The sequence below is a fragment of the Alkalimonas delamerensis genome (assembly GCF_030717955.1).
In the GTDB taxonomy this organism is placed as follows: Bacteria; Pseudomonadota; Gammaproteobacteria; order Enterobacterales; family Alteromonadaceae; genus Alkalimonas; species Alkalimonas delamerensis.
This window is the reverse complement of record NZ_JAUZVY010000006.1, coordinates 211,233-235,444: the sequence shown is the minus strand read 5'-3', so window position 1 is coordinate 235,444 and position 24,212 is coordinate 211,233. Positions and strand designations below refer to the sequence as shown.

At 53.9% G+C, this 24,212-nt stretch carries 22 protein-coding genes; 13 read left to right on the top strand and 9 right to left on the bottom strand.

Features of this window, described 5'->3' with window-relative positions; genetic code table 11:
• Positions 1 to 32: 32 nt before the first annotated feature.
• The 12 genes from Q3O59_RS14135 to Q3O59_RS14080 all read left to right on the top strand — a co-directional run bounded on the left by Q3O59_RS14135 (position 33) and on the right by Q3O59_RS14080 (position 14,952).
• Positions 33 to 2,906 carry an insulinase family protein gene (locus Q3O59_RS14135; protein ID WP_305946202.1) on the top strand — a complete coding sequence of 958 codons (2,874 nt, stop codon included), beginning with the start codon at positions 33 to 35 and terminating at the stop codon, positions 2,904 to 2,906.
• A gap of 378 nt (positions 2,907 to 3,284) precedes the next feature.
• The gene (locus tag Q3O59_RS14130) at positions 3,285 to 5,426 is read left to right on the top strand and encodes a winged helix-turn-helix domain-containing protein (protein WP_305946201.1); all 2,142 of its coding nucleotides are present in this window, start codon (positions 3,285 to 3,287) and stop codon (positions 5,424 to 5,426) included.
• Positions 5,427 to 5,593: 167 nt separating this feature from the next.
• Positions 5,594 to 5,848 (top strand): hypothetical protein, encoded by a 255-nt coding sequence (locus tag Q3O59_RS14125; protein ID WP_091342789.1) that lies wholly within the window; start codon positions 5,594 to 5,596, stop codon positions 5,846 to 5,848.
• A 27-nt stretch (positions 5,849 to 5,875) separates the two neighbouring features.
• The gene (locus Q3O59_RS14120) at positions 5,876 to 6,010 is read left to right on the top strand and encodes a hypothetical protein (protein ID WP_305946200.1); all 135 of its coding nucleotides are present in this window, start codon (positions 5,876 to 5,878) and stop codon (positions 6,008 to 6,010) included.
• A gap of 16 nt (positions 6,011 to 6,026) precedes the next feature.
• Positions 6,027 to 6,812 carry a CPBP family intramembrane glutamic endopeptidase gene (locus Q3O59_RS14115; RefSeq protein WP_305946199.1) on the top strand — a complete coding sequence of 262 codons (786 nt, stop codon included), beginning with the start codon at positions 6,027 to 6,029 and terminating at the stop codon, positions 6,810 to 6,812.
• A complete protein-coding gene (locus tag Q3O59_RS14110) occupies positions 6,805 to 7,179 on the top strand; it encodes a hypothetical protein (RefSeq protein WP_305946198.1) in 375 nt (124 codons plus the stop codon). The genes Q3O59_RS14115 and Q3O59_RS14110 overlap by 8 nt, the downstream gene beginning before the upstream one ends.
• Before the next feature lie 64 nt (positions 7,180 to 7,243).
• Positions 7,244 to 8,608, top strand: a complete 1,365-nt coding sequence (gene glmU, locus Q3O59_RS14105) for a bifunctional UDP-N-acetylglucosamine diphosphorylase/glucosamine-1-phosphate N-acetyltransferase GlmU (RefSeq protein ID WP_305946197.1) — start codon at positions 7,244 to 7,246, stop codon at positions 8,606 to 8,608.
• 108 nt (positions 8,609 to 8,716) lie between these two features.
• Complete coding sequence (locus tag Q3O59_RS14100; protein WP_305946196.1) at positions 8,717 to 9,634, top strand: tetratricopeptide repeat protein; 918 nt, start codon at positions 8,717 to 8,719, stop codon at positions 9,632 to 9,634.
• Positions 9,635 to 10,064: 430 nt separating this feature from the next.
• On the top strand, positions 10,065 to 11,294 hold the full coding sequence (locus tag Q3O59_RS14095; RefSeq protein WP_305946195.1) for an efflux RND transporter periplasmic adaptor subunit: 1,230 nt from the start codon (positions 10,065 to 10,067) through the stop codon (positions 11,292 to 11,294).
• Positions 11,295 to 11,304: 10 nt separating this feature from the next.
• Positions 11,305 to 12,018 carry an ABC transporter ATP-binding protein gene (locus Q3O59_RS14090; protein WP_305946194.1) on the top strand — a complete coding sequence of 238 codons (714 nt, stop codon included), beginning with the start codon at positions 11,305 to 11,307 and terminating at the stop codon, positions 12,016 to 12,018.
• Positions 12,015 to 14,435 carry an ABC transporter permease gene (locus tag Q3O59_RS14085; RefSeq protein WP_305946193.1) on the top strand — a complete coding sequence of 807 codons (2,421 nt, stop codon included), beginning with the start codon at positions 12,015 to 12,017 and terminating at the stop codon, positions 14,433 to 14,435. The genes Q3O59_RS14090 and Q3O59_RS14085 overlap by 4 nt, the downstream gene beginning before the upstream one ends.
• Positions 14,428 to 14,952: a DUF8453 domain-containing protein gene (locus Q3O59_RS14080; protein ID WP_305946192.1), complete on the top strand. Its 525-nt coding sequence runs from the start codon at positions 14,428 to 14,430 to the stop codon at positions 14,950 to 14,952. The genes Q3O59_RS14085 and Q3O59_RS14080 overlap by 8 nt, the downstream gene beginning before the upstream one ends.
• A 38-nt stretch (positions 14,953 to 14,990) precedes the next feature.
• On the opposite strand, the gene Q3O59_RS14075 is transcribed toward Q3O59_RS14080, so the two are convergent.
• The 8 genes from Q3O59_RS14075 to Q3O59_RS14040 all read right to left on the bottom strand — a co-directional run bounded on the left by Q3O59_RS14075 (position 14,991) and on the right by Q3O59_RS14040 (position 21,594).
• Positions 14,991 to 16,133 carry a dicarboxylate/amino acid:cation symporter gene (locus Q3O59_RS14075; RefSeq protein ID WP_305946191.1) on the bottom strand — a complete coding sequence of 381 codons (1,143 nt, stop codon included), beginning with the start codon at positions 16,131 to 16,133 and terminating at the stop codon, positions 14,991 to 14,993.
• 109 nt (positions 16,134 to 16,242) lie between these two features.
• Positions 16,243 to 16,869, bottom strand: coding sequence for a hypothetical protein (locus Q3O59_RS14070; RefSeq protein WP_305946190.1), 627 nt, complete (start codon positions 16,867 to 16,869; stop codon positions 16,243 to 16,245).
• Positions 16,859 to 17,101: a helix-turn-helix domain-containing protein gene (locus Q3O59_RS14065; RefSeq protein ID WP_305946189.1), complete on the bottom strand. Its 243-nt coding sequence runs from the start codon at positions 17,099 to 17,101 to the stop codon at positions 16,859 to 16,861. Before Q3O59_RS14065 ends, Q3O59_RS14070 begins: the two co-directional genes overlap by 11 nt.
• A 17-nt stretch (positions 17,102 to 17,118) precedes the next feature.
• Positions 17,119 to 17,592 (bottom strand): hypothetical protein, encoded by a 474-nt coding sequence (locus tag Q3O59_RS14060; protein WP_305946188.1) that lies wholly within the window; start codon positions 17,590 to 17,592, stop codon positions 17,119 to 17,121.
• Between the two features lie 8 nt (positions 17,593 to 17,600).
• Entirely contained in the window at positions 17,601 to 17,813 is a 213-nt protein-coding gene (locus Q3O59_RS14055; RefSeq protein ID WP_305946187.1) for a hypothetical protein, read from the bottom strand.
• Between the two features lie 110 nt (positions 17,814 to 17,923).
• Positions 17,924 to 18,256 carry a hypothetical protein gene (locus tag Q3O59_RS14050; RefSeq protein WP_305946186.1) on the bottom strand — a complete coding sequence of 111 codons (333 nt, stop codon included), beginning with the start codon at positions 18,254 to 18,256 and terminating at the stop codon, positions 17,924 to 17,926.
• Between the two features lie 15 nt (positions 18,257 to 18,271).
• Complete coding sequence (locus tag Q3O59_RS14045) at positions 18,272 to 19,360, bottom strand: ATP-binding protein (RefSeq protein WP_305946185.1); 1,089 nt, start codon at positions 19,358 to 19,360, stop codon at positions 18,272 to 18,274.
• On the bottom strand, positions 19,360 to 21,594 hold the full coding sequence (locus tag Q3O59_RS14040; RefSeq protein ID WP_305946184.1) for an ATPase, T2SS/T4P/T4SS family: 2,235 nt from the start codon (positions 21,592 to 21,594) through the stop codon (positions 19,360 to 19,362). Before Q3O59_RS14040 ends, Q3O59_RS14045 begins: the two co-directional genes overlap by 1 nt.
• Positions 21,595 to 21,752: 158 nt before the next feature.
• On the opposite strand from Q3O59_RS14040, the gene Q3O59_RS14035 reads away from it, so the two are divergent.
• A complete protein-coding gene (locus Q3O59_RS14035) occupies positions 21,753 to 22,310 on the top strand; it encodes a YceB family lipoprotein (protein ID WP_305946183.1) in 558 nt (185 codons plus the stop codon).
• On the opposite strand, the gene Q3O59_RS14030 is transcribed toward Q3O59_RS14035, so the two are convergent.
• Positions 22,307 to 23,992, bottom strand: coding sequence for a sulfite reductase subunit alpha (locus Q3O59_RS14030; RefSeq protein ID WP_305946182.1), 1,686 nt, complete (start codon positions 23,990 to 23,992; stop codon positions 22,307 to 22,309). The two genes, Q3O59_RS14035 and Q3O59_RS14030, sit on opposite strands and share 4 nt — an antisense overlap.
• Positions 23,993 to 24,212: the final 220 nt, after the last annotated feature.

Sequence of the window (24,212 nt, the reverse complement as noted above, 5' to 3'; positions counted from 1 at the left end):
CCAATGACCAAACACCAAAAAAGGATGCAACAATGAACAAAAAACTATTTCGATTAAAAGCAGTGAGCTTGGCTTTATTGGCTGCCAGCAGCAGCGCTTGGTTGCTGAGTGGCTGCAGCAGCACCGCGACCCAAACAGTTGCGGCGGAGCAGCCTGCTGCTCAGTCCATTATCACCAGCCCGAACGATGCGCGTCAGTACAAAACCATTACCCTGCCCAATCAGCTGCAGGTGGTCTTGGTGTCGGACCCTGCAGCGGAAAAATCGTCCGCAGCGCTCAGTGTCGATGTGGGCTGGTTGAACGATCCCAAGGAACAACAGGGGCTGGCGCACTTTTTGGAGCACATGCTCTTTATGGGCACCGAGCGTTTTCCAGACCCGGATGGGTTTATCAATTTTATGAGCCAGCATGGTGGGACCTACAACGCCTTTACCAATCAGCTCACCAATTACATGTTTGAAATCAACAACAGTCATTTTGACGAAGCGCTGGATCGTTTCTCCGATTTTTTCAAATCGCCGCTGTTGCTGCCGGATTACATTGAAAAAGAACGCCATGCGGTGCATTCCGAGTGGTCGATGATGCGCACCCAGGATGGCTGGGCCATGCTGGCTTTGGGAGCCAAGTTGCTGGGTGACCACCCATCCAACCAATTTTGGGTCGGTAACCTGGACACCTTAAGCGATAAAGAAGGCAGTAAACTGCACGACGAGCTGCTGGCGTTTTACCAGAATTACTACTCAGCCAACCGGATGCAGCTGGTGTTGATTAGTCCGCAGCCACTGCCGGAGATGCAGTTGCTGGCGCAGCGCTTTTTCGCCGACATTGAGAACAAAGATCTGGCCAGCCCGCGCCCAACACGCTGCATCAACTTCGAACAGCATGGGCCGCGTCTGGTGCACTTTGTCCCCAACACTGAAATGCAACTGGTTCGATTGGGCTTTACCATCAAAAACAATCTGCAGCAGTTTGCCAGCAAGCCGAATGAGTTTTTGGCGCATCTTATCCGCTCAGAAATGCCAGGTACGCCGGCACAGCAGCTAAAAGCCATGGGCTTGGTGGATACAGTTTATGTCGACTACGACCCGAAGTTTTATGGCAACTACGGGCATTTTAATATCAACATTGCTCTAACAGCAGCCGGCATGCAGCAACGCGACGCTATTACCGCAATCTTTATGCAATACCTGGAGTTGATTCGTCAGCAAGGCGTGGATGAGCGTTATTACCAGGAAATCCGCACCTCATTGCAAAACCAGTTTAACTTCCTGGAAAAGCGCGATGGTTTTGGCTATGCCGCTCAGTTAAGTAGTGCCATGCAGTACTACCCGGTAGCCTCTGTGGTCAGCGCACCTTTTCAGTACGATGGTTTTGATGCCGAAGCCATCAATACCTTGCTAGCGCAGCTGGTACCGGAACGTTTGACAGTCTGGCACATCAGTCAGCAGGAGCCCGCCGAGCAAGAGCTCACGTTCTTTCAAGCCCGCTATTCGGTGCAGCCGATTGGCGAAGAGCAACTTCAGGCTTGGCAGCAACCATTGTTGCCACTGAGTTTGCCAGCGCTGAATCGCTTTCAGCCGGAAAGCTTTGCGGTGCAGCACAGCGACTACAGCCAGCCGACGCAGGTGCTGAATGAAGACGGTGTTGAGGCCTGGTTGATGGGCAGTGCACATTTTTCCGACCAGCCGCGGGGTCATTTGCTGATGCAATGGCATCAACCTACGGCGAAAACTACAGCGAAAGACGCCGTGATGCATGGTTTGTGGCAATTGATCTTTATGATCACCAATCAGGCATTGCTGCAAGAGGCCAGTGCCGCTGGCATGCAGTTGCAGCCAGAAAGCGAAGAGTACGATCTGGTCTGGCGCCTGGCCGGCTTTACCGATAAACAACCGGAATTGGTGCAGGAAATTGGCCGCTTACTGGCCAGCGAGGTGAATGTGCAGCAATTTGCTCAAGCCATGGATTTGTTGCAGCGGCAATTGCGCTCTTTTGAGCAGCAAATGCAAGTGCGTCAGGCCAGTGAATGGATGAGAACCACCATGCTCGGCGGCCGTTTTGAGCTAAGTGCCATGCTGGAGGCCAGCAACCAGGTTAGCCTGGAGCAGCTGAATGCGTACATTCAACAGACGTTGGCGGCAAGCCAGTTGCGCGTGCTGGCGCAAGGCAATTACAGCCAAGCCGATGTCATTGCTATGGCGCAGTCGCTGCGCGGCAGTCAGCAAACGGAGCGCTCCTACCAAGTTTCACCGCGTTGGCAGCCCGAAGCCGGCGAGCGTCTGCTGGTGCTTCGCAGCAATCCACAAGACGATAGCAGCCTGGTGCGTACCCAGCTGTTGCCGAATGCCGGTGTCAGTGGACAGGCTGCCGCCAAAGTACTGTCGGGTCACCTGCATCAGGCTTTCTTCAACCAACTTCGTACCGAAGAGGGGTTGGGTTATGTGGTGCAGGCAGGTGAGTTGCCGTTTAATGATCACGCTGGCCTGGCCTTTTACATCCAGAGCCCGGTTCTGTCGGCTGAGCAATTGCAGCAGCGGGTTGATCGCTTTTTGCAAGAGTACAGTGCGCAAGTGGCGGCATTAACCGAAGAGGAGTTTAACCGCTTAAAAGAGTCTCAATTGCTGGAGCTGCGCCGGGCACCGAACAACCTGACCGAAGAGTTTGCCTCGATGCGTCTCGATTGGCTGCGTAACCGCATGGGCTTTGACAGCAAGGCGCGCTTAACCGCAGCGGTAGAAGCCCTGACACTGCCAGAGTTGCAACACTTCTATCAGCAGGTCGCTTTATCGGAGCAAGCAGCCGCCTTGCAGGTGATTTTGCAAGGCCAGTCGCAGGAGCAGGACTTTACGCCACTGCCCGGTTTTAAGGCGCTGGATGACCTGGCGGAGTTTCATCAAGGCTTCTAAGGTGCTGTAATAACCTCAATCCAAGCCCCTGCCTGTCAGGGGCTTTTTCATCTGTCATTTTTGTGGTCAAACTGTATACCTAAGTGACTTCAAGATGCAGGCTTCAGCGGGAGATAAAAGCACTTTAGGCAAGGCGGCTGTTTGAAGCTTTGGTGGTTCCAAAGCAAGAACAGCGAACGCGGCATAAAGTGCTTTTAGCCCCGCCCAGCGGGAGCCGCTGGGCGCTTCCACTGCGGCGTTACCCTGGCTAGCAAGGTGGTCGACATTGCGTCGCCAGTGTGCCTTGCATTGAAAGCGCCCAGCGACTCTGAAACTCGCATCTTGAAGTCACTTAGGTATATAATCGGTGCAACAAATAACCACAGCGGTTTGCTTTTAGTGTCAACCAATCTCCCTTCGAAGCTTCAACTCAACGACATTGTGCTCGACACCGTGCAGCAAGCGCTGCGCCGTGGTGATGACCTAATTCAGCTGGAGCCGCGGGTGTTTGATGTGCTGTGTTATTTGCTGGCGCACCGCGAGCGCTATGTCAGCTTGCAGGAGTTGCATGATGAAGTTTGGGTAGGCCGTATTGTCAGTGACACCGCTGTACGAAGAACCATCAGCAAATTGCGGGCGCTTTTGAATGACACCGACCGCGAACAACCCAAGTTTATCCGCTCGGGCATGAAGCGGGGTTATCAGTGGCTGGTGGAGCCGGTGGTTATGGCTGCCACTGCAGTAGGCCAAGCAGAGCCTGCGAACCAGGCTGAGCCATCTGAACAAGAGCTTGCATCAGTTGACGCTGTGAAAAGTCCGACTCAATCGGCAACGGCGGCACGCACCGTGTTCCCGCTAGTCAGCCGCAAATGGCTACTGGCTAGCAGCGCCGGTGTGCTTGTTGTACTGCTTTTGTGGCTGCTATTCAACGGCTGGCTACGAACTACACCTGAACCCACGCCACTGGCGATACCTTACGAAGTGCTGCTGGATATCCCAGGGCGTAAATCTACCCTGGCCGTCAGCCACGATAGTGAGCAGCTGGTCTTTACCGGTACGCTGGACAACACCCCAGGCTTGTTCTTACTGCAGGTAAAAACAGGCGCAGTTCAGCGTATAGCAACGGCGATGGACAACGTACTGTATGCTGCGTTTGTCCAGCAGGGCCGCACAATCATCTACAGCGCTATGGATGATAGCGGCAGTCAGCTTTATTTGCAGCAACTGGACGACCTAAGCCAGCCGCCCCGTCGTATTGAAAGCAGTGACTATATTTTCGTTGGGCATTATTTAGTTCTGAGTGATGATCAGATCTTAATTGCAGCGATGTCAGAACCAGCGTCATCAAGCTATTATCTGTACCATCTTAAGCAGGATAGCTGGCGGCCCTTTAGTGTCAGCTCTCAGAGAGATACCTATGACATAAGTGCCCGGCTGTCACCTGATGGCAAACAGATAGCTATGTTGCGTCGTAATGCGGCGACTGTCATGGCTCAGGTATTGCTATTTGATGCCAGCAGCCATGAATTTTTGCAGCAGTTCCCGCTTGCCGCCGATTTTCACTCTTTGGAATGGCTGAATGATCAACAGCTACTACTGAGTCGCGTGGCTGAGCCGACGCTCTTTCGCTTCGATCTAAGCAGTCAGCAACTCGATACCATGGCTATTGCCGCGCCCTGGCAGCAATTACAACGCAGTAACAGCGGCGACTGGTTTGGTATTACTTCCCCCAAGGCTGAGCCTGGCCGCTTTTATCGACAGCAGCAGGGGGTGCCAGCCCGGCCCGAGCGGCTCTTTAATTTACCGGATACGGCAGATCAGCTAACTTTTAGCCAGCAAGCAAGCTGGTACTGGCTGGTAGAGCAACACGGGCAGCAGTCGATGTTGTTTCAGTACCATGCCCAGTCGGGTGAAAAAGTGCAGGTTTATGTGGCGCTTGAGTCACTACGGGTCATTCAGCAGCAAGCAGAAAAACTGTTAATTTATTTGCTGAAGCAAGAGCGGTTGGCCGTGTTGGATACATCCAGTGGTGCACTACGTTACCTGACCAGCGCGCAGCAGAAGGTTGATCGGCATCAGGCGTATTTGACAAAAGATGCAGTCTACTTTGGCGAGGAGCGCTCCGGCCGCTGGCAGGTTAGTCGCTATGACTTAGTGCAAAACCAGCAAGAAGTATTGCTGCCGGGCTACCGCTTTCTGGCGCCCTGGCAGCAGCAGTATGTAGCACGGGATCAGCATGGCCTGTACTGGTTGCTCACGCCAGATATGGAGCCTTTAAAACCGCTGCCTTTGCAAGTGCCGAGTTTGTTTCCAGTGCGCAGCATGCTGGTGAATGACCAATTAATTGCTGTAACGAGGCAGCCTGACCTGAGCTATTATGCCTATCAGTTGGATCTGCAAACAATGCAAATGACTGATATACCATTACCGCCAGATTTCCACGCATTAATGCACCTTAGTGTGGCCGATAATCAGCTGCTTTACCGTGAGAGCCCAGAGGGTGCGAGCAAGGTGGTGCGGTTGAAGGGTGCGCCTTTGTAGTAGTTTATAGTTACAGCCTTATGATTTTATTGTTTCTTTATAGGTTATAACTTGGTTATAACCTAAATCCCTACTTTGTCACAGCAAAGTCCTGCCACCGTTATCGTCTTTGTACCCTGCTCTGCCTAAGCTGGCGTTGTCTTAAACAAACGCCATTGGAGGCACCTATGAAAACATCACTAAAACGCTATGCCGCTGCTATCGCCATTTTGTCTGTGAGCAGCTTACCTTTGACTGCTGCGGAACTAACTGGGCAAGACGATGCTTTGCCGGAACTGACACAATACATTCAGCAGGATTTACGACAACAACTGCAAGACCAACTGGTAGTGCTAAAGCAAAGCACGAAACAGCAATTGCAGCAGCAAGTAAAACAGTTGTTGCAGCAGTCCATCCAGCTGGTGTTGCCAGAGCGCAACTAAAGAATAAAACATGGCAGGTAGCACTTTATGAAACCAGTGATTAATAAATGCATGCCCATTTTGAGCTATGGCTGTTGGTTGTTGCTGTGCCTGGCTCTGCAGCAGGGGCTGATTGCGCTGCTCAATACCATGGTGCCATTGGGCTGGTACCTGCCGCTTTGATAACAAGGAACACAACATGACAACTCAGACACTGAACGAAGCGCCGGCAGCTGAAGCCATTGAGCAGCCGCAAACATCGACAACGGCTCAACCTTTTAGCCGTTCCATCAAGTTTTTGCTGGCCATGGTGGTGACTTACTTTGTAGCGGCATTTGTGTATGGCATTGGCGCTGTGATTTATGGTACCGCCACTCAGCCGGATTTGTCACAGGCAGAGAGCCAGGCCTGGATAAGTGCGCATTTGATCAGCCCCAATGGCATCACCTGGATGTATTTGGTGACCGCCATCCCTGTGCTGCTGGTGTTGCTTAAAGCAGCCAGCTTGCCGCAGCAGCGCTGGACACAAACCTTGGCATTAACACCGGTCGCGGCCAAGCGCTACTTGCCCTGGTTGGGTGCTTTTGCGCTGTATTACGCGTCGGCCTGGCTGATCAACTGGTTGTGGCCGGTAGAGTCGGGGGAGTTTATTGAAGCCCTGGTGGGGGTGCGTCATCTGGGGCTTTTTGTCACCATGGTGCTGGTAGCGCCGGTGCTAGAGGAACTGGTGTTTCGTGGCTACTTCTTTCAAGCCTGGCGCAACAGCTTTCTGGGTTTGTGGGGTACCTTGTTGCTGACCTCGGTACTGTTCACCTTGATCCACGCCGGCCAGTACCCGCTGTTAATTTTGGCCATGCTGTTTAGCTTTAGCTTAATTCTGGGACTGGCGCGGGAAAAAACCGGTTCGGTCTATGTGCCGATGGCAATGCATGCGGCGAATAATCTGCTGGCATTTATCCTGATCAACTGGCTAGGTTATGTCTAAGCGGCGCCTGCTTATCGCCTTGCTGTTGGGAAGCCCGGTGCTGAGCCTAGCTTCTCTGTATGGCTGGCAATGGTATCAAACGCCCAGAGTGACGCTAAGCCCGGAGCTGTGGCAGCCGGCTTCCTTAGCCAGCACGGGTGACATGGATCTAAGCTTCTGGACCCAAAAGCGCCATGCCCACCAGTTGCAACTGTCGAAAGACTTTGTGCTGCAAAGCCATGACAGCAGCATTGGCATTCGCTTAACCTCGATCAGCTATCCCAGTTTGTATCCGTCCAAGGTTCGGGTTGGCTTTGAGCTGATTGAGCCGGAGGATATGGAGCCGCTTAGCCAACAGCAAAACTTTGTGCTGCGTCCACAGGGGTAAATGCCCTGTAATCGGGCGGTAATTTCGGTAGAATAGTGCCATTACGAACAAAGGAAGCATCGTTATGGCATTGAATGTAGTGATACTGGCGGCCGGTAAAGGCACACGGATGAAATCGGACTTGCCCAAGGTATTGCACCGTGTGGCCGAACGGCCGATGGTGCAGCACGTGATTGATACCGCCCGCGCTTTGGGCTCCGATAAGCCGCAGCTGGTCTATGGCTATGGTGCTGAAGCGTTACAAAGCACACTTGGCGAGCAGGCGTTGCATTGGGTGCTGCAGGCCGAGCAACTGGGCACCGGCCATGCGGTGGCGCAGGCGGTGCCGAATATCGCCGATGAGGATACCGTGCTGGTGTTGTACGGCGATGTGCCTTTAACCCGGTTGGAAACTCTGCAGCAACTGCTGGCAGTCAAACCTGCTGATGGTTTGGCCATTCTAACTGTTAATCTGACCAACCCAACCGGCTATGGCCGCATTGTGCGTGAAAACGGCAAGGTGGTTGGCATTGTTGAGCAAAAAGACGCCACGCCCGAGCAGCTGCAAATCAATGAAGTTAATAGCGGCATTATGGCGCTGCCCGGCAAGCAGTTAAAAAACTGGTTAAGCCGCTTATCGAACAACAATGCCCAGGGCGAATACTACCTCACCGATGTGATTGCGATGGCACACGCCGAAGGCGTTGAAATTGCCACTGCCCAGCCGCAAGATCCGATGGAAGTGGAAGGTGCCAACAACAGAGTGCAATTAGCCGCGTTAGAGCGTGCTTACCAGCAACGCCAAGCTGAAGAGCTGATGCTGGCTGGTGCTAACTTGCGCGATCCGGCGCGTATTGATGTGCGCGGTACGGTTGAAGTAGGCAATGACGTAATGATCGATATCAACGTGATTTTTGAAGGCCGCGTGGTGCTGGGTAAAGGTGTTACCATCGGCGCTAACTGTATTCTAAAAGACTGTACTATCGGTGATAACACCGAAATTAAACCCAACTCGATGATTGAAAAAGCCACTGTCGGCGCTGATTGCTCGGTGGGCCCTTATGCCCGCCTGCGGCCAGACAGCGTGATGCTGGATGATAGCCATGTCGGCAACTTTGTCGAGATGAAAAAAACCACCCTTGGCAAAGGCTCCAAAGCCAATCACCTGACTTACTTGGGTGATGCGATCATCGGTGCTAAGGTCAATGTTGGTGCCGGTACCATTACCTGCAACTACGACGGCGCCAATAAGTTTGTGACCACCATCAAAGACGGTGCCTTTATCGGCTCCAACAGCGCCCTGGTGGCACCGGTCACGGTCGGTGAAAACGCCACCATAGCGGCAGGCTCAGTGCTGACCAAAGACGCCGGTGACCACGAACTGGTCGTCGCCCGCGCCAAACAGCGCCATATCACCGACTGGCAGCGGCCAGTGAAGCAAAAAGCCTAACCATCTTACCGGTCCTGTTCCGCAGGGCCGGCAAGATACGTTGTTCTCAAATTTGATTTTTTGTTTATTTGTTGCTACAAATAAAAGTCATTATTTGAGGATGAAATTATGAAAATCTTAACAATGGCCGCTACTTTGTGCCTAGTTTCGGCTTTTGCTGTACCTGCGCATGCAACGGATGAGAGTGTTCAGGCCTTTTGCGATACCGAAGATTGTGTCAATACGTTAAGGCATCTTGAGCGTCGTGCCAATCATGGCAGTACCTTAGCAGCCATAGTGGTGGCAACTGCTTATGCGAATGGTGATGGCGTGGAGCAAGACTCCGCGAAGGCTGTGCGATTGTTGCGCCGAGCGGCCAACCGGGGTGATCCAGCCTCTGAGTTGCTGATATCGAACTGGTATCGAGAGGGAGTCCACCTGGCCCAGAATAGTGAGAGAGCCGATATGTTTTTGGCGCGGGCCGTAGGTCGTGATTACAATCCAGCATTAAAACATCAGGCCATGCTGTGGTTGCAACAGGAGACTCCAGAGCTTGATGCCAAAGCCATTGCGCTGCTGGAGCAAGCCTCGGCTCAAGCACATGTACCCTCGCAGTATTTTTTAGCGCAACTGTACATGAGTGGCGTCGGTACCGATGTGGATCTGGTTCGTGCCGGCACTCTCCTGCGGAATCTGGCCATCAGTAATTACAAAGACGCTCAGGTTTATTTAAAGCAGGTCATAGCTGCACTGGACAACGACGATGCAGTAAGTGAGGAATATCTGGCCAGTTTAACAGCAGCCTTTGATGTTGAGCGGATCGAAGTATTTGGTGGTCGCAATTCACCAGAGGATGTGTTGGGCTTTATTGAGTCCAACTTTCGTAGAGCCAATATTTACAACCGCCCAGGGACAGGGACCCGCATCATCGGCCGTTTATGTGGTGAAGCGGGACCTGCCAGCAACTGCATATCCCGCAGCGTGCGGCATGGTGAGTGCTGGTATGATATTTTGCCTGACCTGGTTGACCCCTCGGATGGCTGTTAAGCTTCTACCTTTTTGCAGTGAAAGCCTGGGTGACCAGGCTTTTCTTTTTGAAGGGCATAGAGCTTTATCAATGAATACAGCAAAAAGTGTCAATAGTCGGATTTGTTAGTTAGCTGGGCTGATTAGCAAGCGCTGTGAAGTTAGACTGATTTCCCAATGCTCCAGAGTTAACTGATAAAGAGCACTGTTTGGCCTGCTTTTTCCTTGGAATGGCAGCTGTCTATTGGGGGTAGCTTATGCCCAAAGACTACCCATCTATTTGAAGTCACTTATTCACAGATCTGTTAGCTTGCTATCTCCACTTTATTGTCATCAAGTAGAGGGGGTGGCGTCAAGTTGTGAAAAATGAAAAAAATTATTGTGCTACCTGCCTTTTTTCCATACTCTCAATTGTAAAGAAATTAATATGCAAAGTTAATTTGGGGGGGGAGTGAAAGCCAATTTAAGTACGCTGGTCTACAGCGCTGTTGGTTTGGTGTCTGCTTTATTGCTAATCAGCGGCTGGAGCATCGGCTTTGCCGGTGGGCTGCATTATATGAATGCATCCAGTGTCAGCGTGGCGACGGTGCAAAGTGGCGACTTTATCCAGCGCGTGACCGGCTATGGCAGCTTGCAATCGCAAAATCAGCGTTTGCTGACTGCCAGCAGCATGGCGACGGTGGATGAAATTAAGTTGCGCCCGGGTGCCGTGGTCGAGCCGGATACGGTGATCCTGACGTTAAAAAATCCTGCCTTAGAAATTGCCGCTCAGCAGGCGTTGGCCAATCTGCACAACAAGCGCAGCAACAGCCGCCGGCTGGCGCTGGAACAGCAACGCGAAATTTTGGAGCAAAGCTCGCGTTTGGCCGAACTGAAATCCGAATCCGAGCTGGCCGCTTTGCAGGTAGAAGCCGAAGCGCCGCTGGCTGAAGCCGGCATTATTTCGGCGATGGATGCCAGGCGCAGCCGGGCCCGGGCTGAGCAGCTGGCCGAGCGCTATCAATTGGAGCAACAAAAGCTCGCCACCTTGCAGGAAGTGCATCAGCAGTATTTATTGATCCAGCAAGAAGATATTCAGCAGGCGGAAGCCGAGCTTGCCAATGCTACCAGTCAGTTGCAGCAATTGGTGGTGCGGGCAGGTTTGGCTGGTGTGCTGCAGCGCTTGCCGGTCAGTTTGGGCCAGAGCGTCAATGTTGGCGATGAACTGGCGCTGGTTGGCAGCTTGTCGCCTTTGGTCGCCGAGGTCAAAGTGCCGCAAATGCAGGTACGGCTGTTGCAAACAGGGGCTACGGCTGAAGTTGATACCCGCCATGGCATTGTCACCGGTCAGGTGGTGCGGATAGATCCTGTGGTGGCCGATGGCGCGGTGCAGGTGGATATTTTATTGCCCGAGCAATTATCCGCCGATATCCGGCCAATGCAGATGGTGGATGCGCGCATTCATGGCCAAAGCCGTGGCCAGGTCAGCTTTGTCGACCGCCCGGCTGGGGTGGCCGAAGATGCACGGGTTGAGCTGTTTAAACTGGATGCCAATCAAGTGGCCAGCCGGGTGCCGGTGCAATTTGGCAAGGTATCTGGCCAGCAAATCGAAGTGGTGTCGGGCTTAAACCCGGGCGACCGTATTATTATCAGCGATCTGCAGCTTGATAGCAGTGTGCGGCAACTGAAACTGACTCAGTAAGGATTGAACGATGAAAACCGATGTACTCAAAGTAAAACAACTGAAAAAAGTCTTTCAATCCGGCCAGCAACAGCAAGCGGTGCTCAATGGCGTCAGTTTTAGCGTGCACGAAGGTGACTACGTGGCGATTTGCGGCCCTTCTGGCTGTGGTAAATCTACCTTACTCAATATTTTGGGGCTGCTGGATACTGCTGATAGTGGTGAGTATTACATCGATGGCCTACTGGTGTCGGATATGAATGCCGAGCAGCGGGCGCAGATGCGCAGCCGCCGTATTGGCTTTGTGTTTCAGGCCTTTAATCTGATTGATGAATACAGCGTGCTGGATAATGTCGCCCTGCCGCTGAAATACCGTGGCGACAGTGTTAAACAGCGCCAGGCACGGGCGCTGGAGTGTCTGGAAAAGGTGGGTCTGGCCGATAAAGCGGCACTTTTTCCTAACCAGCTATCCGGTGGTCAGCAGCAGCGGGTGTCGATTGCCCGGGCCTTAGCGGCCGACTCCGGCATTATGCTGGTGGATGAGCCGACCGGTAACCTGGACTCGAAAAATGGCGATGCGGTAATGGCATTGCTGGCCGATTTGCACCGCCAGGGCACCACCATCGTACTGGTCACCCACGACCCGCGCTACGCCACTATGGCGCACCGACAGATCCATTTGCTGGATGGTCAGGTGGTCGCCGCCGAGGCACTGCAGACTGATGCAGAGGAGCAAGTGGCATGAATGGGCGGCTAATCTGGCCAATGCTTTGGCGCAGCTTTCAGCAATCCCGGCACTACTATTTGACCGTCGTGGTCAGCCTGGTCTTTACCCTGACACTGCTATTTAGTGTGCTGAGTTTGGTCAATATTACCTTCTTTGCGCCCCTGCCTTATCAGAATGATCGCGAGCTTTATTTTGTCGGCGGTGAGCTGAATTATCAGGGAGCCGTGCATCAAGCCAGCAATGTACAGACTTTGTTTGACCTGCAGGAAAAAAGTCAGTTTCTGCAGCAGATGGCGGTGTATTTTAGCTTTCAAACGGAGTACAAGCTGCTGGATCAGCCAACACGGCCAAGCGTTCCGGTTCTGTTTGGCGCGCACGATATTTTTGAGGTGATGGGGGTAGAGCCTTTATTGGGTCGGCTTTTTAACGAGCAAGAACAAATGGGCAATAAGCAGCCCTCGGTAGTGCTCAGTCAGGCCATCTGGCAGCAGCATTATGGCGCTCGGCCGGATATTATCGGCCAAAGCGTTCAACTCAATCAGCGCCAGTTTACCGTGATAGGGGTGGTGAAACAGGCGCTGGAGTTGCCGGGTTTTACCGATGCGCATGAAGCCATCTGGCTGCCGCTGGATATGGATGAGTTTGTTGATATTCGCGGTTTTGATGGCTACTCGGGAGGTTTTGCTGCGCTAGGCCGGTTAAAGCCAGGCGTTAGCGTGCAAGAGGCCAATGCCGAAGCTTACCAGCTGTTAAAGCAAGCCTCAGCCGAGCGGCATCCTGACTTTCAAGGAGTGTTTGAGTATTACGGCAAAGTGGTACCACTGCGCCAACAAATTCAGGGCGACTCCGGCCGTTTGGTGTTGATGCTGATGGCCGGGGTGTCGCTGCTTACCTTAATTGCACTGGTCAACTTATCCAGCATGCAGCTGGCTCGGGCAGTCAAGCGGCTGCAGCCGCTAGCGGTCTGCTACGCCTTTGGTGCCAGCAAAAAGCAAATGTTTCTGCAGGTGTTTCGCCACAATATCGCCTTGCTGGCCGGGGCTGGCTTGCTGGCGCTGCTGTTGACCTGGTTGGGTTTTGGCGTCATTGCCAATGTGGCCAGTGAGCAACTGCCACGCATCAGTGCGCTGCGTATTGATGGCATGATGTTGCTGCTCACTGCCCTGGTGCTGCTTGTGATCGCCTTGCTGTTTAGCTGGATTGAGCTTAGCGGTGTGCGCGAGCAGCAGTTGATGGCCAGTTTGCAAAGCAGTGGCAAAGGGGCCGGTAAGCAGCTCAAGCAAGGGGTGGCGCATACTTTAATCGGGGTGCAGCTGATGCTGTCTTTGCTGGTGCTGCTGGCGACCGCCCATGTCTTTGTTGCCACCTGGACAGAAGCCAACCGACCGACTGGTATCGACAGCACTGAGCTGTGGTCCATTACAGTCAACTACAGCGACTTGGACAACCGCGAGCAGCGGCAAAACCAACATCGGGCCTTGCTGCAAAATCTGGTTGCTTTGCCTCAGGTGCAACAAGTTACTGCGGTATCTGAGCCGCGCGCCCCCCGGGTGCGTAATCAGGATACGGTTAGCAACGCGCAAGGGGAAGTCATCACCTCGGCCCGTATCATTCGGGTGCTGCCAGGTTACTTCCAATTTTATGGTCTTGAGTTGAGTGGTCAGGATTTTACTGCCGAGCAAGTCGGGCTGGAACATTACCCGCTGATTATTAATCAGCGATTGGCTGATCGCATTGCCCGCACTTCCGGCAAGCCTGCATTGGGGCAAACGCTATCCATTTATCAGGACAGTACCCAGCGGCAAATCATCGGCGTGGTGGCCAATACCAACTTCCCCGGCGACCCCAGCTATGAAGTGGATGAAGTGTTTTACCCGTCAGAAAATCCCGGCTGGCGTGACTACAGCTATCTGCTTAAGCTGAATCCCGGTGACGCCTTAACCGATACCGCTTTGCTGGAGCTGCTGCGCCAGCAGGATCCACGGCTCGATTTAATTGAACTCACTACGGTAGCGGCCGCTTTTCATCGCTTTTCGCTGGCACACCGGCTGGCAGCGGCTTTGGCGGCTACCCTGGCACTGATGAGCCTACTGACGGTGCTGGCCGGTATTGCCGGTATAGTGATTTATCTGGTGCAGGCCCGGCGGTATCAGCTAGGGGTAGAAATGGCGATGGGGGCCAGCTTAAAGCAATTGCTAAAAGACAACCTGGTTAAGCTGGCGCAGCCAATAGCGGCGGCGCTGCTGCTGGGCTTTTCCTGCTTCTTTTTTCTGGCCGGCATCAGCCGCACCCAACCCGAGCTGATGTTTCAAGCCAACTGGAGTCTGGTAGCGGTCTTGCTGGCGCTGTTGGCGTTGGCCGCCCTGCTCTGCAGCTTTGTGCCACTGCGACGGGTGCTGCTAACCGATCCGGTGAAGGCGCTGCGCAATGAGTGATCATAAAATGAGTGAACCGGCCAAAAAAAATGTTAACTGGGAAAAGTACACCGCACTCAGCTCGATGCTGATCGCGGTTTGTGCTTTGGTGATTTCCATCTGGCAAAGTTACAGCATGCAGCAACACAATAAGCTGTCGCTACGACCTTACCTGGAAATGGCATTTGAGTATGATCGCCGTGAGGGGCGCTGGGGGCTTTATATCTACAACCAAGGTATGGGGCCAGCCCAGGTAACAACTGTTGAGTATAAAGTGGATGGGAAATCTTACCCAAACATTGTTGCTTTTTTAATGGCTTTAGGAGAGGACCCTGATTGCTATACCAGAGGAAATATTAGTCGCTTTTATAAAGTAGAGGATCGGCAAGTTGTACTAAGAACACAAAATGAGCCCTGCTTCAAAGAAGAGCAAGCCTTTAGTGCTATGTTTGATAGGCTGCAGATAATATTGAATTACCAATCCTTGTACGGTGAATCGTACCGCTTAGTTATTGGTAATCCAGACGCTGTTGGCTAGCCCACCGACAGTATCGGCGGGCCTTTCGGTAAACATACTCAGCTGGCTTTATCCACCAACACGGAAATAGCCCCATCGCCGGTCACATTACAGGCGGTGCCAAAACTATCTTGTGCCATATACAGCGCTATCATCAGCGCAATGGCGGCGTCGCCAAAACCCAGCATCGAAATCAGCAAGGCAACGGCCGACATCACGGCGCCGCCCGGTACCCCTGGCGCAGCCAGCATCACCAGGCCCAGCATTAGGATAAAGGGCAGCATGGTGATAAACGATGGAATGGCCAGGCCATCCTGCATCACCATCACCGCGACCGCGCAGGCAACAATCGTAATGGTGGATCCGGCCAAATGAGTGGTGGCACAGAGTGGCACCGTGAAGTTGGCGATGTCGTCTTTGACACCATTGTTTTTGGTGGCCTCAAGCGATACCGGAATGGTGGCGGCGCTCGACATGGTTCCCAGGGCGGTAAAATAGGCGGGCAGCATGTTTTTCACCAGGCCAAATGGCGAGCGGCCAGCTTTGATGGCCGCCAGGGTAAAGAGCGCAAAGATCCAGACCCAGTGCAGTGCAATCGACAGCAGCAACACCACACCAAAGGTTTTCAGGGTAGCAAACACTGTACCGGCCACCGCCATCTCAGCAAAGACACCGGCAATGTAAAACGGCAACAGTGGGATAATCACCTTGGTCAGCAGCAGCTGAATGACATCCCGGCCCTGATCGGATAATTGTTTCAGTTGCTCGGCTCTGGTGGCGGCAATGCCAAGACCAAAAATAAAGGCCAGCGCCAGCGCCGTCATCACATTAAACACCGGCGGAATGGCCAGCTCGATAAAGGGGCTCAGCACAGTGCCATTGCCACTGGTCGCCGCGGCATCTGCCGAGCCTGCCAGCATCGGCACCAGCAAGGCGGCGATAAAAAACGCCAGGCTGCCGGCTAAAATGGTGGAAAGGTAAGCGGTGCCCAAAGTGCGGCCCAGCAGCTTGCCGGAATTTTGCGGCAAATTGGCAATACCGCTGGTTATAAAAAACAGGATCAGCAGCGGAATGGTAAAAAACAGCAGCTGAGCAAAAAGGCCTTTGAAGGTGATTAGCAGTTGGGTCAGCACCGTCGGGGCATAGAGCCCCAACAGCATGCCAAGCACTATGCCGGCAATCAGTTTTAAAATAAGCAGCATGGTCGTTTCTCGTTGTTTTACACCAGCACAGTGCTGGCGGTCCCCTGGTAACGGTCAGAGCATACCATAAGGCAGCGGCAGAGATCTGCATCTGCAGCTTGAGTTGGTATTAGGCGCTGCCCAGCAAACGCCCAATGCTGTCACTCAAGACAGCAACACTGTAACCAACAGTGCCGCCAAAACTCATGCCGAGTACCAATGCTCGGGGTAAGGTATGGCCCAGGTAGCTGAGCGGTGAGGAGGATGAAGGCTTGTTGGCTGCCAATGGTGGCTTGAACAGCCAGAACAGGCACAGCAGGCAAAGCGCAGCCAAGCTTAGCAGCGGCACCAGCACATTGCGGGCATCGAACAGCAGCAGCGCCACCATCATGGCCAGTGGTATCAGCAACGTCAGCACAAAAGGCAGTTTCAGCTCGGCCAGCCAGGCGGCGTTTTCAGGCTCTGCCAACTGCTTCTGATCGGCGCCTTCGAACAGTACGATTTCCTGTTGACTGAGCAGAGCACCACCGCGCATAAATTCAACTTTGATGGTATTCATCAGGCCGGGCTCTATACGAATGCGGATGTGCTTGCCTGGATTTAACTCGACCAGATAATTGCTGTTCATGGTCCAGTTCAGCCGGTTGATTTTCACCTCGCCATCCACCAGCACGGTTTCACGACCGGTTAAACCATTCAACCGTACTTCGACCTGATGGCCATCAATTTGCTGCACCAGGGCTGGTTTATAGCTCATCGGTTCCCTCCGGATTTTTATCTTGTTCTGTCTCGGTGTAGGCCAAAATATCGCCCGGCTGGCACTCCAGCACCCGGCAGATGGCACTTAAGGTGCTAAAGCGAATGGCTTTTGCCCGGCCGCTGCGCAGTACACTAAGGTTTTGTGGCGTGATGCCAATTTGCTCCGCCAGCTCGTTGGATTTCATTTTGCGGATCGCCAGCATCACATCCAGATTTACGGTAATCGCCATCAAGTTCTCGTCTGTAGTCAGATGGTAAGGTTTTGCTCGTCTTCCAGTTGCGCGCTCAGCTTGAGCTTGGCAACAGCCAGCGGCACGGTACAGCCCAGGCCAATCAGCGGCAGGTTTAGCTGCGCCAGCAAGGTGAGCAGGTGCAGCTCCTGGCCCCAGTACAGCAATAAACTGCAAAGAAATAGGGCGGGAAACAGCGCTGCTACCAGGCAACCGCTGGCCAGTTGCATCCACAGGGCGCGGCTTGCTGGCTGGAACAGCTGGCCCTGAGATGCGCTGAGCAGCAAGCGCTGGATAATCAGGCCCAGTCCAAGGGCGCTGACCAGCTGGGCCAGCCACAGCGCCCGTTGCTGGGCCCGGTCTAGCTGCTCTGGTGGAAACAGCAGGTCCGGTAGCAAGGCGACGGTATGCACCAGGCTAAAAGCAAGCAAGGCCCAGATCACCAAACGGCTGCGCTGGTAGAGTACTTTGGCGTACTGTTGAATAATCATGCTTGGCCTCAGTTATTATTCAGATAGTGATCAAGCTGTTTCAGTGCGGGGCGCAGCAAATGCAGGCCATAACCAATTGCTGCTGGGGCAACAAGCAGCAGCAAACTAAAGCGCCAGTGACCATTGGCGAGCCAGCTGCCAAGTTCATAGCCCAGCATCAGGCCGCCGAACATCAAAAACAGGATGGCGACCAGGGTTTGTTGTTTCAGTGAATTGGACATAAGCGACTCCATGCGTGTTGTTTACACTCGCATTAAAGCCGAAATTGATTTGATGGGCAATAATTAATTATCGAAAAACAATCATTAATTATTGCAAAATGTTTCAGCGGCTAGGTCATGCGCTCGGTGAGATCCATCGAAAAGCTGGCCTGATCGGTCAGGCTGAGCCGCACTCCTTTAGATTGAAAGTGCAAATCGCTCAACTGCAGATTGGCTGGCAGTTCGTACACGATCAGGGTACCGGAGCTGATGGAAAACAGCTTGGTGCGGCGATCGCTTTTTTCTTTCATGGTGCCGCTGACACCATCCCGCAAAATGGTGTGACCACTCACCTTCACGATCCCATCCTGGTAGGCTTCGACTTCACCGAGAAAAAAGCGGCTGTCATCCTCCGGGAACAAGCGCCGGTAGTTAATGAGGACCAATGATTTAGGTTGTAACATAACATAGCTCCTTGGTTAGATAAGGTGGCGCGCTGCATAAAGCTGCTGCCAGTGCTGGCCCTGCTTCTCTGCCACTTCGGTTTCAAAGTAGTGCTGCAACCGTCGCCGGTCTTCCGGGTTGTCTTTTAAGGCTGAGCCAAGCAAGAAATGCAGCAATTCGGTAATTTTTAGCTCGCCTTGATGGTAATACCAGGCATGCAGACAAAAAGTGTGGGCTACGGATACGGCTTCGGCGGTCGACATCGCGGCTCCAGCCAGTCGGTCGGTGCTGCGCCCGTCCAGGGTTTGACCATTGCGCAGCTCATGGAAGATGGTGACCAGCATTGCAAAAGGTGCGTGATCCAAAGTCAGCTCAATACCGGCTTGTTGATTGAGTTTTTCTGTTTGCTGCAACACCACAGCAATTTCATCATCCAGCTGCCGAATGGGACGAATGTGCTCAAAACTAAGCCGTCGTTTTAAGGCTGCACTCATCTGATGCAGTCCCTGATCAACGCTGTTGGCGGTGGCAATCACATTAAAGCCATGGCGGGCATACAGCACACCGTCCTCACCGGAGAGCTCCGGGATGGTAATCACCCGATCGGACAACAGGGACAAGGTCGCGTCCTGCAGCGGCTGTGGACAGCGCGACAACTCCTCAAACCGGACGCACTTGCCTTGTTGCATCGCTCGAAACAGCGGGCTGGGTACCAGCGCCTCCAGGCAGGGCCCTTTTTGACTCAGAATGGCTTGATTCCAGCTGTACAGCAATTGATGGATGGAGCTGACAGCGCCGCCCTGAATAATCAGGCTGGAATCGCCGGAGATAGCGGCTGTGAGCAGCTCCGACAGCCAAGACTTTGCGGTGCCAGGCTCACCGACCAGCAAGCTGCCTCTGTGGGTGCATAGGGCCACCACGATACGGGTCACAATGCCGGGATCGGCGACAAACTTACGCTCTATGCCAAGCTTTGAGCAGCCAAGAATAAATTTTTCGACGGCCTGAGGCGAAAGTTGCCAGCCCGGTGGTGGCGTCATCGGATCCCACTGCTTCAGTTGCTGCAGTTCGCTGGCATAGGCGATTTCTGCCGGTGTGCGTTGAGTGGCGGATTGGGTTGTCATCAGCGGCTTCCTCCACGCTGTTCTGGAGCCATGCGCTCTGCCGGTAAAATTCTGGGCAGTTCGGATAAAGGGATGACGCCGGCGATCACCAGGTCGAGTGCACTGTCGCGCATGGTAATTAAGCCTGAGTCCAGCGCTTGCCAGCGCAATTCGGCCACAGGCTGCTGCTTGGAAATCGCATTGCGGATGGCACTGTTTACCTGCATGTATTCGATAACCGCTACCCGGCCTTTGGTCCCCCGCTGATGGCAGTGTTCACAGCCTTTGCCTGCAAAGCTGCGGAAGCTGGCAGGGATGCCATCTGGGAACACCTCCTCCAGCAGCAGTGGGTCGGGTTCGATTTCATGGCGGCAATGCGGGCAGATGCGTTTTGCCAGACGCTGGGCGATCACCGCCAGCAATTCACTGGCAATGGAGTTGGGGTGGATACCCAGATCATACAGGCGTTGCAACGCATCGACCGCGTCATTGCAATGCAAGGTGGACAGCACCAGGTGTCCGGTTTGCGAAGCACGGATGGCTTCCTGGGCGGTTTCATGATCGCGGATTTCCCCCACCAGGATCACATCCGGATCTTGCCGGACAAAAGAGCGGACGGCATCGGGAAATGCAAAACCAATGTCAGGCCGGATGCGGGTTTGCTGAATGTTGTCGATGGAGTACTCCACCGGATCTTCGGCGGTAATCACTTTGCGCCGGCCATCATCGGCCAGCTCTTGCAGCCCGGCATACAAGGTGGTGGACTTGCCGGAACCCGTTGGGCCGACCACCAACACCAGGCCTGCCGGGTTATTGAGCAGGCGCTGATAGTATTGAGCGACTTTGCCTGACATACCCAGTTCACGCATGGTCATCGCCCGGCCTGTGTGCTTCAGCAAACGAATAATGACATGCTCGCCGTGCAGGGCGGGTTGGGTCTGTATGCGTAAATCGTAACTGTCGCCGGCACACTGCAGCAGGGCTCTGCCTCCTTGCGGCAAGCGATGCTCAGCGATGTTGAGTTCAGCGCGAATTTTGATGATGTTGACCAAGCCAACCAAGTCTTTGGCGCTTAGATTGTAGTGCTCCAGATCATGCAAGTCGCCGTCTATCCGCAGCCGAACCCGAACTTTGTGACGGTAAAACTCCAGATGGACATCGCTGGCCCGTTCACTGACCGCTTCCAGTAGTATGGCTTCGTACACCGAGACCAGATAGGGGCTGATCACCGGTTGACCTGTCTGCGGGCTGGCCGGAGCGGACTCGGTTTCCTTGCGCACAGGTTCCGGTATCTGCTGACCGCGACTGCTGACATCCAGGTGCGACCAAATACGGCGAAAGTCAGTGGCACTGACCAGCGCCATGGTGATACCGGCGCTGCCGTTCATTTTTTCCAGATCGGTGGTGTCCAGCTGTGGCGTATCGGTAATCAACAGCAGTTGTTTGTCCAGTTGGCATACCGGCAGGACACGGTGGTGGTCGAGAAAAGTTCGGGAGAACTGAATAAACAGGGCTGGGTTCAGCTGTTCCAGCACCTGATGTGCAGAGAGCAGTGGCCATCCGCGCTGTTCTGCTATGGCCTCCAGTGTGGGCAGCTGTTGCGTGTGTTGTTGCTGCAGTCCATCGGCCACCGGTTGCTTTGTGGCTCTGGCGGCTTGTTGCAACTGCTCCAGTTCGGGTGTGGAGTCGATATCAAGCTGAATGGCTGTCGGCGCTTGTTGCAACAGCAAAGGCCCCAGGTTCTTTTGTCGAACCAACTGCTGATGATTTTTCTGATACAGCACCATTGATGTCTGGTTAGGGCGCTCACCTTCGAGCCGGAGCAGCCAGCCTTGCTCGACCAGCACCGGCAGTACTGCATCCAACCGTTGCAACAGGCAAGTGGCTACGACCAGCTGAACTGGGGTCTCTAGCTGGATGAGCCGATTGGCATCACCCACCAGGAACTCCATATTACGAACATTTAATCGTTGCAGATGCCGCATGGCGATGGCGATGCAGGCGGGGTTTTTATCCAGCACAATCAGCTCGGGTACGCACTGGGCTAAAAGCGCAGCCAGATAACCACTGCCGGCACCGATAAGCAGCATCGGGGTGTCGGATTGCAGGGGTTTAAGCCAGTTCAATAGCTGCCGAGCCGCTTGCTCTGTCGGGATACTGTGCCCGGAAATCAGATGTGCGATGTCTTTGGAGGTGATAAACTCCGAGCGCGGGTAACGGGCCAGTATGGTTTCTACGGATGGTATTTGAGACATCGGGGAACCTAACTTTCAAACTGCATTAGCAATAGCTTAGACAGTGATGCGGTTTTTTTCCTTGATAGGGATCAGACTAGTGCTCTTTCCAGTTAATTATGACGGATTCAGTCGGAATTAACTGGAAAGAGCACTCACGTTAAAAATGGAGAATAAAGATGCGCCGATTCATAGTGATGTTGTTTGTGGTATTAGGGCTCACCGCCTGTGCTCAGGTGAGTGAGCTCACCAGTTACAGCGTGAGCGAGCAGCAATTGCAGCAATTGATGCTGCGGCAGCTGGATCAACTGCAACAACAGGTGCGGCTTGCTGGCATGCCGGTGGCGCTGGCGGTGGAGGATATGCAGGTGCAGATTGGGCCGGACAACAGCGATACCGTTCGGCTTGGAACGACTGCCAGTGCAGTGTTTTCAGCCTTCGGGCTGCACTACCCGGCCAGTCTGGCGCTGCAGATAGAGGCCTCGCCTTACTACGATGGCGAGCAAAAGGCGGTGTTTTTACGCAATCTGCGCTTGCTGGACTCGACCGTCGATGCAGCCGGCTATCGTGGCAATCTGGCGCCGCTCAGCACCGAGGTGTTGCAGTTGGTCAATGCCTGGTTGCAGGAACAGCCGGTGTACCGGCTGGATGAAAACGATGCCACCCAGCGGCTGCTGATGCAAATGCCGCTGAATATGGCGGTGCAACAGGGCCGGATCCGTTTCAGCCCGCTCTAGTACAGGTCGCGTCGGTAGCGTCCCTGTTGCTGCAGCTCCGTGAGTTGGGCATCCCCCAGCTCACGGCGCAGCAATGCATCCACAGCCTGCCCCATGCCCTCCAGGCTGCCACACAGGTACATCGCAGCGCCTTGCGCCAACCAGGCCTTGAGTTCGGGTAAGCGTTTGGCCAGCCGGTGCTGCACATAGCGTTCGTTACTAGCATCACATGGGTCACCAGCATCGCGTGAAAACACCCGGTCCAGCTCCGGTAAAAAGCCTTGCTGCTGCCACAGCTGCAGATCTTTGGCAAAAAAATTATCCACCTTGTGCTGACGTTCGCCAAACAGCAGCCAGTTTTGCTGGTGCCCCCGCTTCACCCGCTCTGCCAGTAAGCCGCGGATGCCTGCGATGCCGGTGCCATTGCAGATAAAAATCAGGGGCCTGTCATCCTCTGGCAGGTGGAAGTTTGGATGTGTCCGCAGACGGCACTGCACCGGCTGACCTTCCAACGCATAGCTGGTGAGCCAGCCAGAGCCCAAGCCTAAGCCATCCGCCTTTTTCACCTGCCGTACCAGCAGCATCAACTCGCCTTCATCGGCAATGCTGGCAATGGAATAACTGCGAAGGGGCAGCAAGGGTTGTTGCTGTAACCATTGTTCCAGCGACTCCTGCTCTGAGGGTCCCTGTGCTGGCAGTTCGATTTGTGCCAGTGCGCGACAAAGAGGCAGTTGCTGCTGATAAAACCGTACGGTCTGGCAGCCAAAGACCTGATGCTCGGTGAGCCAAAGGGCAACGGTACAGCGGCTGTGCTCTGGCTGGATTTCAAGAAGATCGCCGGCTTGCCAGTTCATCTCGGTGGTACGGGGAAACTTGACGACAAAGCAGGGGCTGCCCTGGCTGCCAGGGTTGGTGCAGTAGCGGCTTTTCAGTGGCAGCTTAAGCCAGCTGGGGCTGACTGTTGGCTGGATTTGGCTGGCCCCCAGCTGCTGCAATAACTGCTGCCACTGTTGCCAGGGCGTTGTGTCCCGCTGCCCTTGATCCCAGGGAAGCAAGGGCTGCATTGCCGAAGCACCTTGCTGCGTCAGCCACTGGTGCAGCCAGTGACCAAAAGCACAAAAGTGCTGGTAGCTGCGATCGCCAAGCGCCAGCACCGCAAAGTTCAGACCCGATAAGCCCAGTTGTTGCTGCCGGGCTTGCTGCAAGAATTGCTGGCCATTGTCCGGGGCTTCGCCTTCCCCATAGGTACTGACAATAAACAAGGCTTGTTGAAACTGCTGCAAAGGGGTCGCAGCCAGCGCATTAAGCGGCAGGGTTTGCACCCGCTTGCCAGAGCGCATCAGCTGGGCAGCACTGTGCCTGGCCAGTTGCTCGGCGGTGCCAGATTGGCTGGCGTAGCCAATCAGCCAGTCCGCTGGTGCTTTGGCATCCGGTTTCAGCGGTCGCCGCTGAAGCTGACGCACCGCCAACAACAGCAATTGCGTGCACAGACACCACAACCACACAAATGACCAGCCAAAGGCCAGGGGGGTAAGCCAAAGCAAGCCAACCAGGCTGAAAAAAGCCAACAGGCTAAGCTGTTCCAGCCCTTTGGCTGAGGACAATAAGTGTGTTTTTGCATGATGACTATACCGCAGGACAACGGCCAACAGCACAACAGCCAGTAGCAACAGCAATGGGTGGGAAAGCACAGAGAAAAGCATCGTCAGCACCGAAAAAAAGGGGGCAGCTATTGCTGCCCCAAAATGCAGGACAAGTTAACAACGACCAGGAAAAAACGCTGTGAAGCGTACGCCAGTTTCCCGACAAGAGCGATCGTAGCAAAAAGAGAATTTAAATGCAAATGGTTATCATTATTATAATTGCACCTGATTTGAATTTGGTGATCGCAACTGCAATACTTTAAAAATCCCAGTCTGTGAG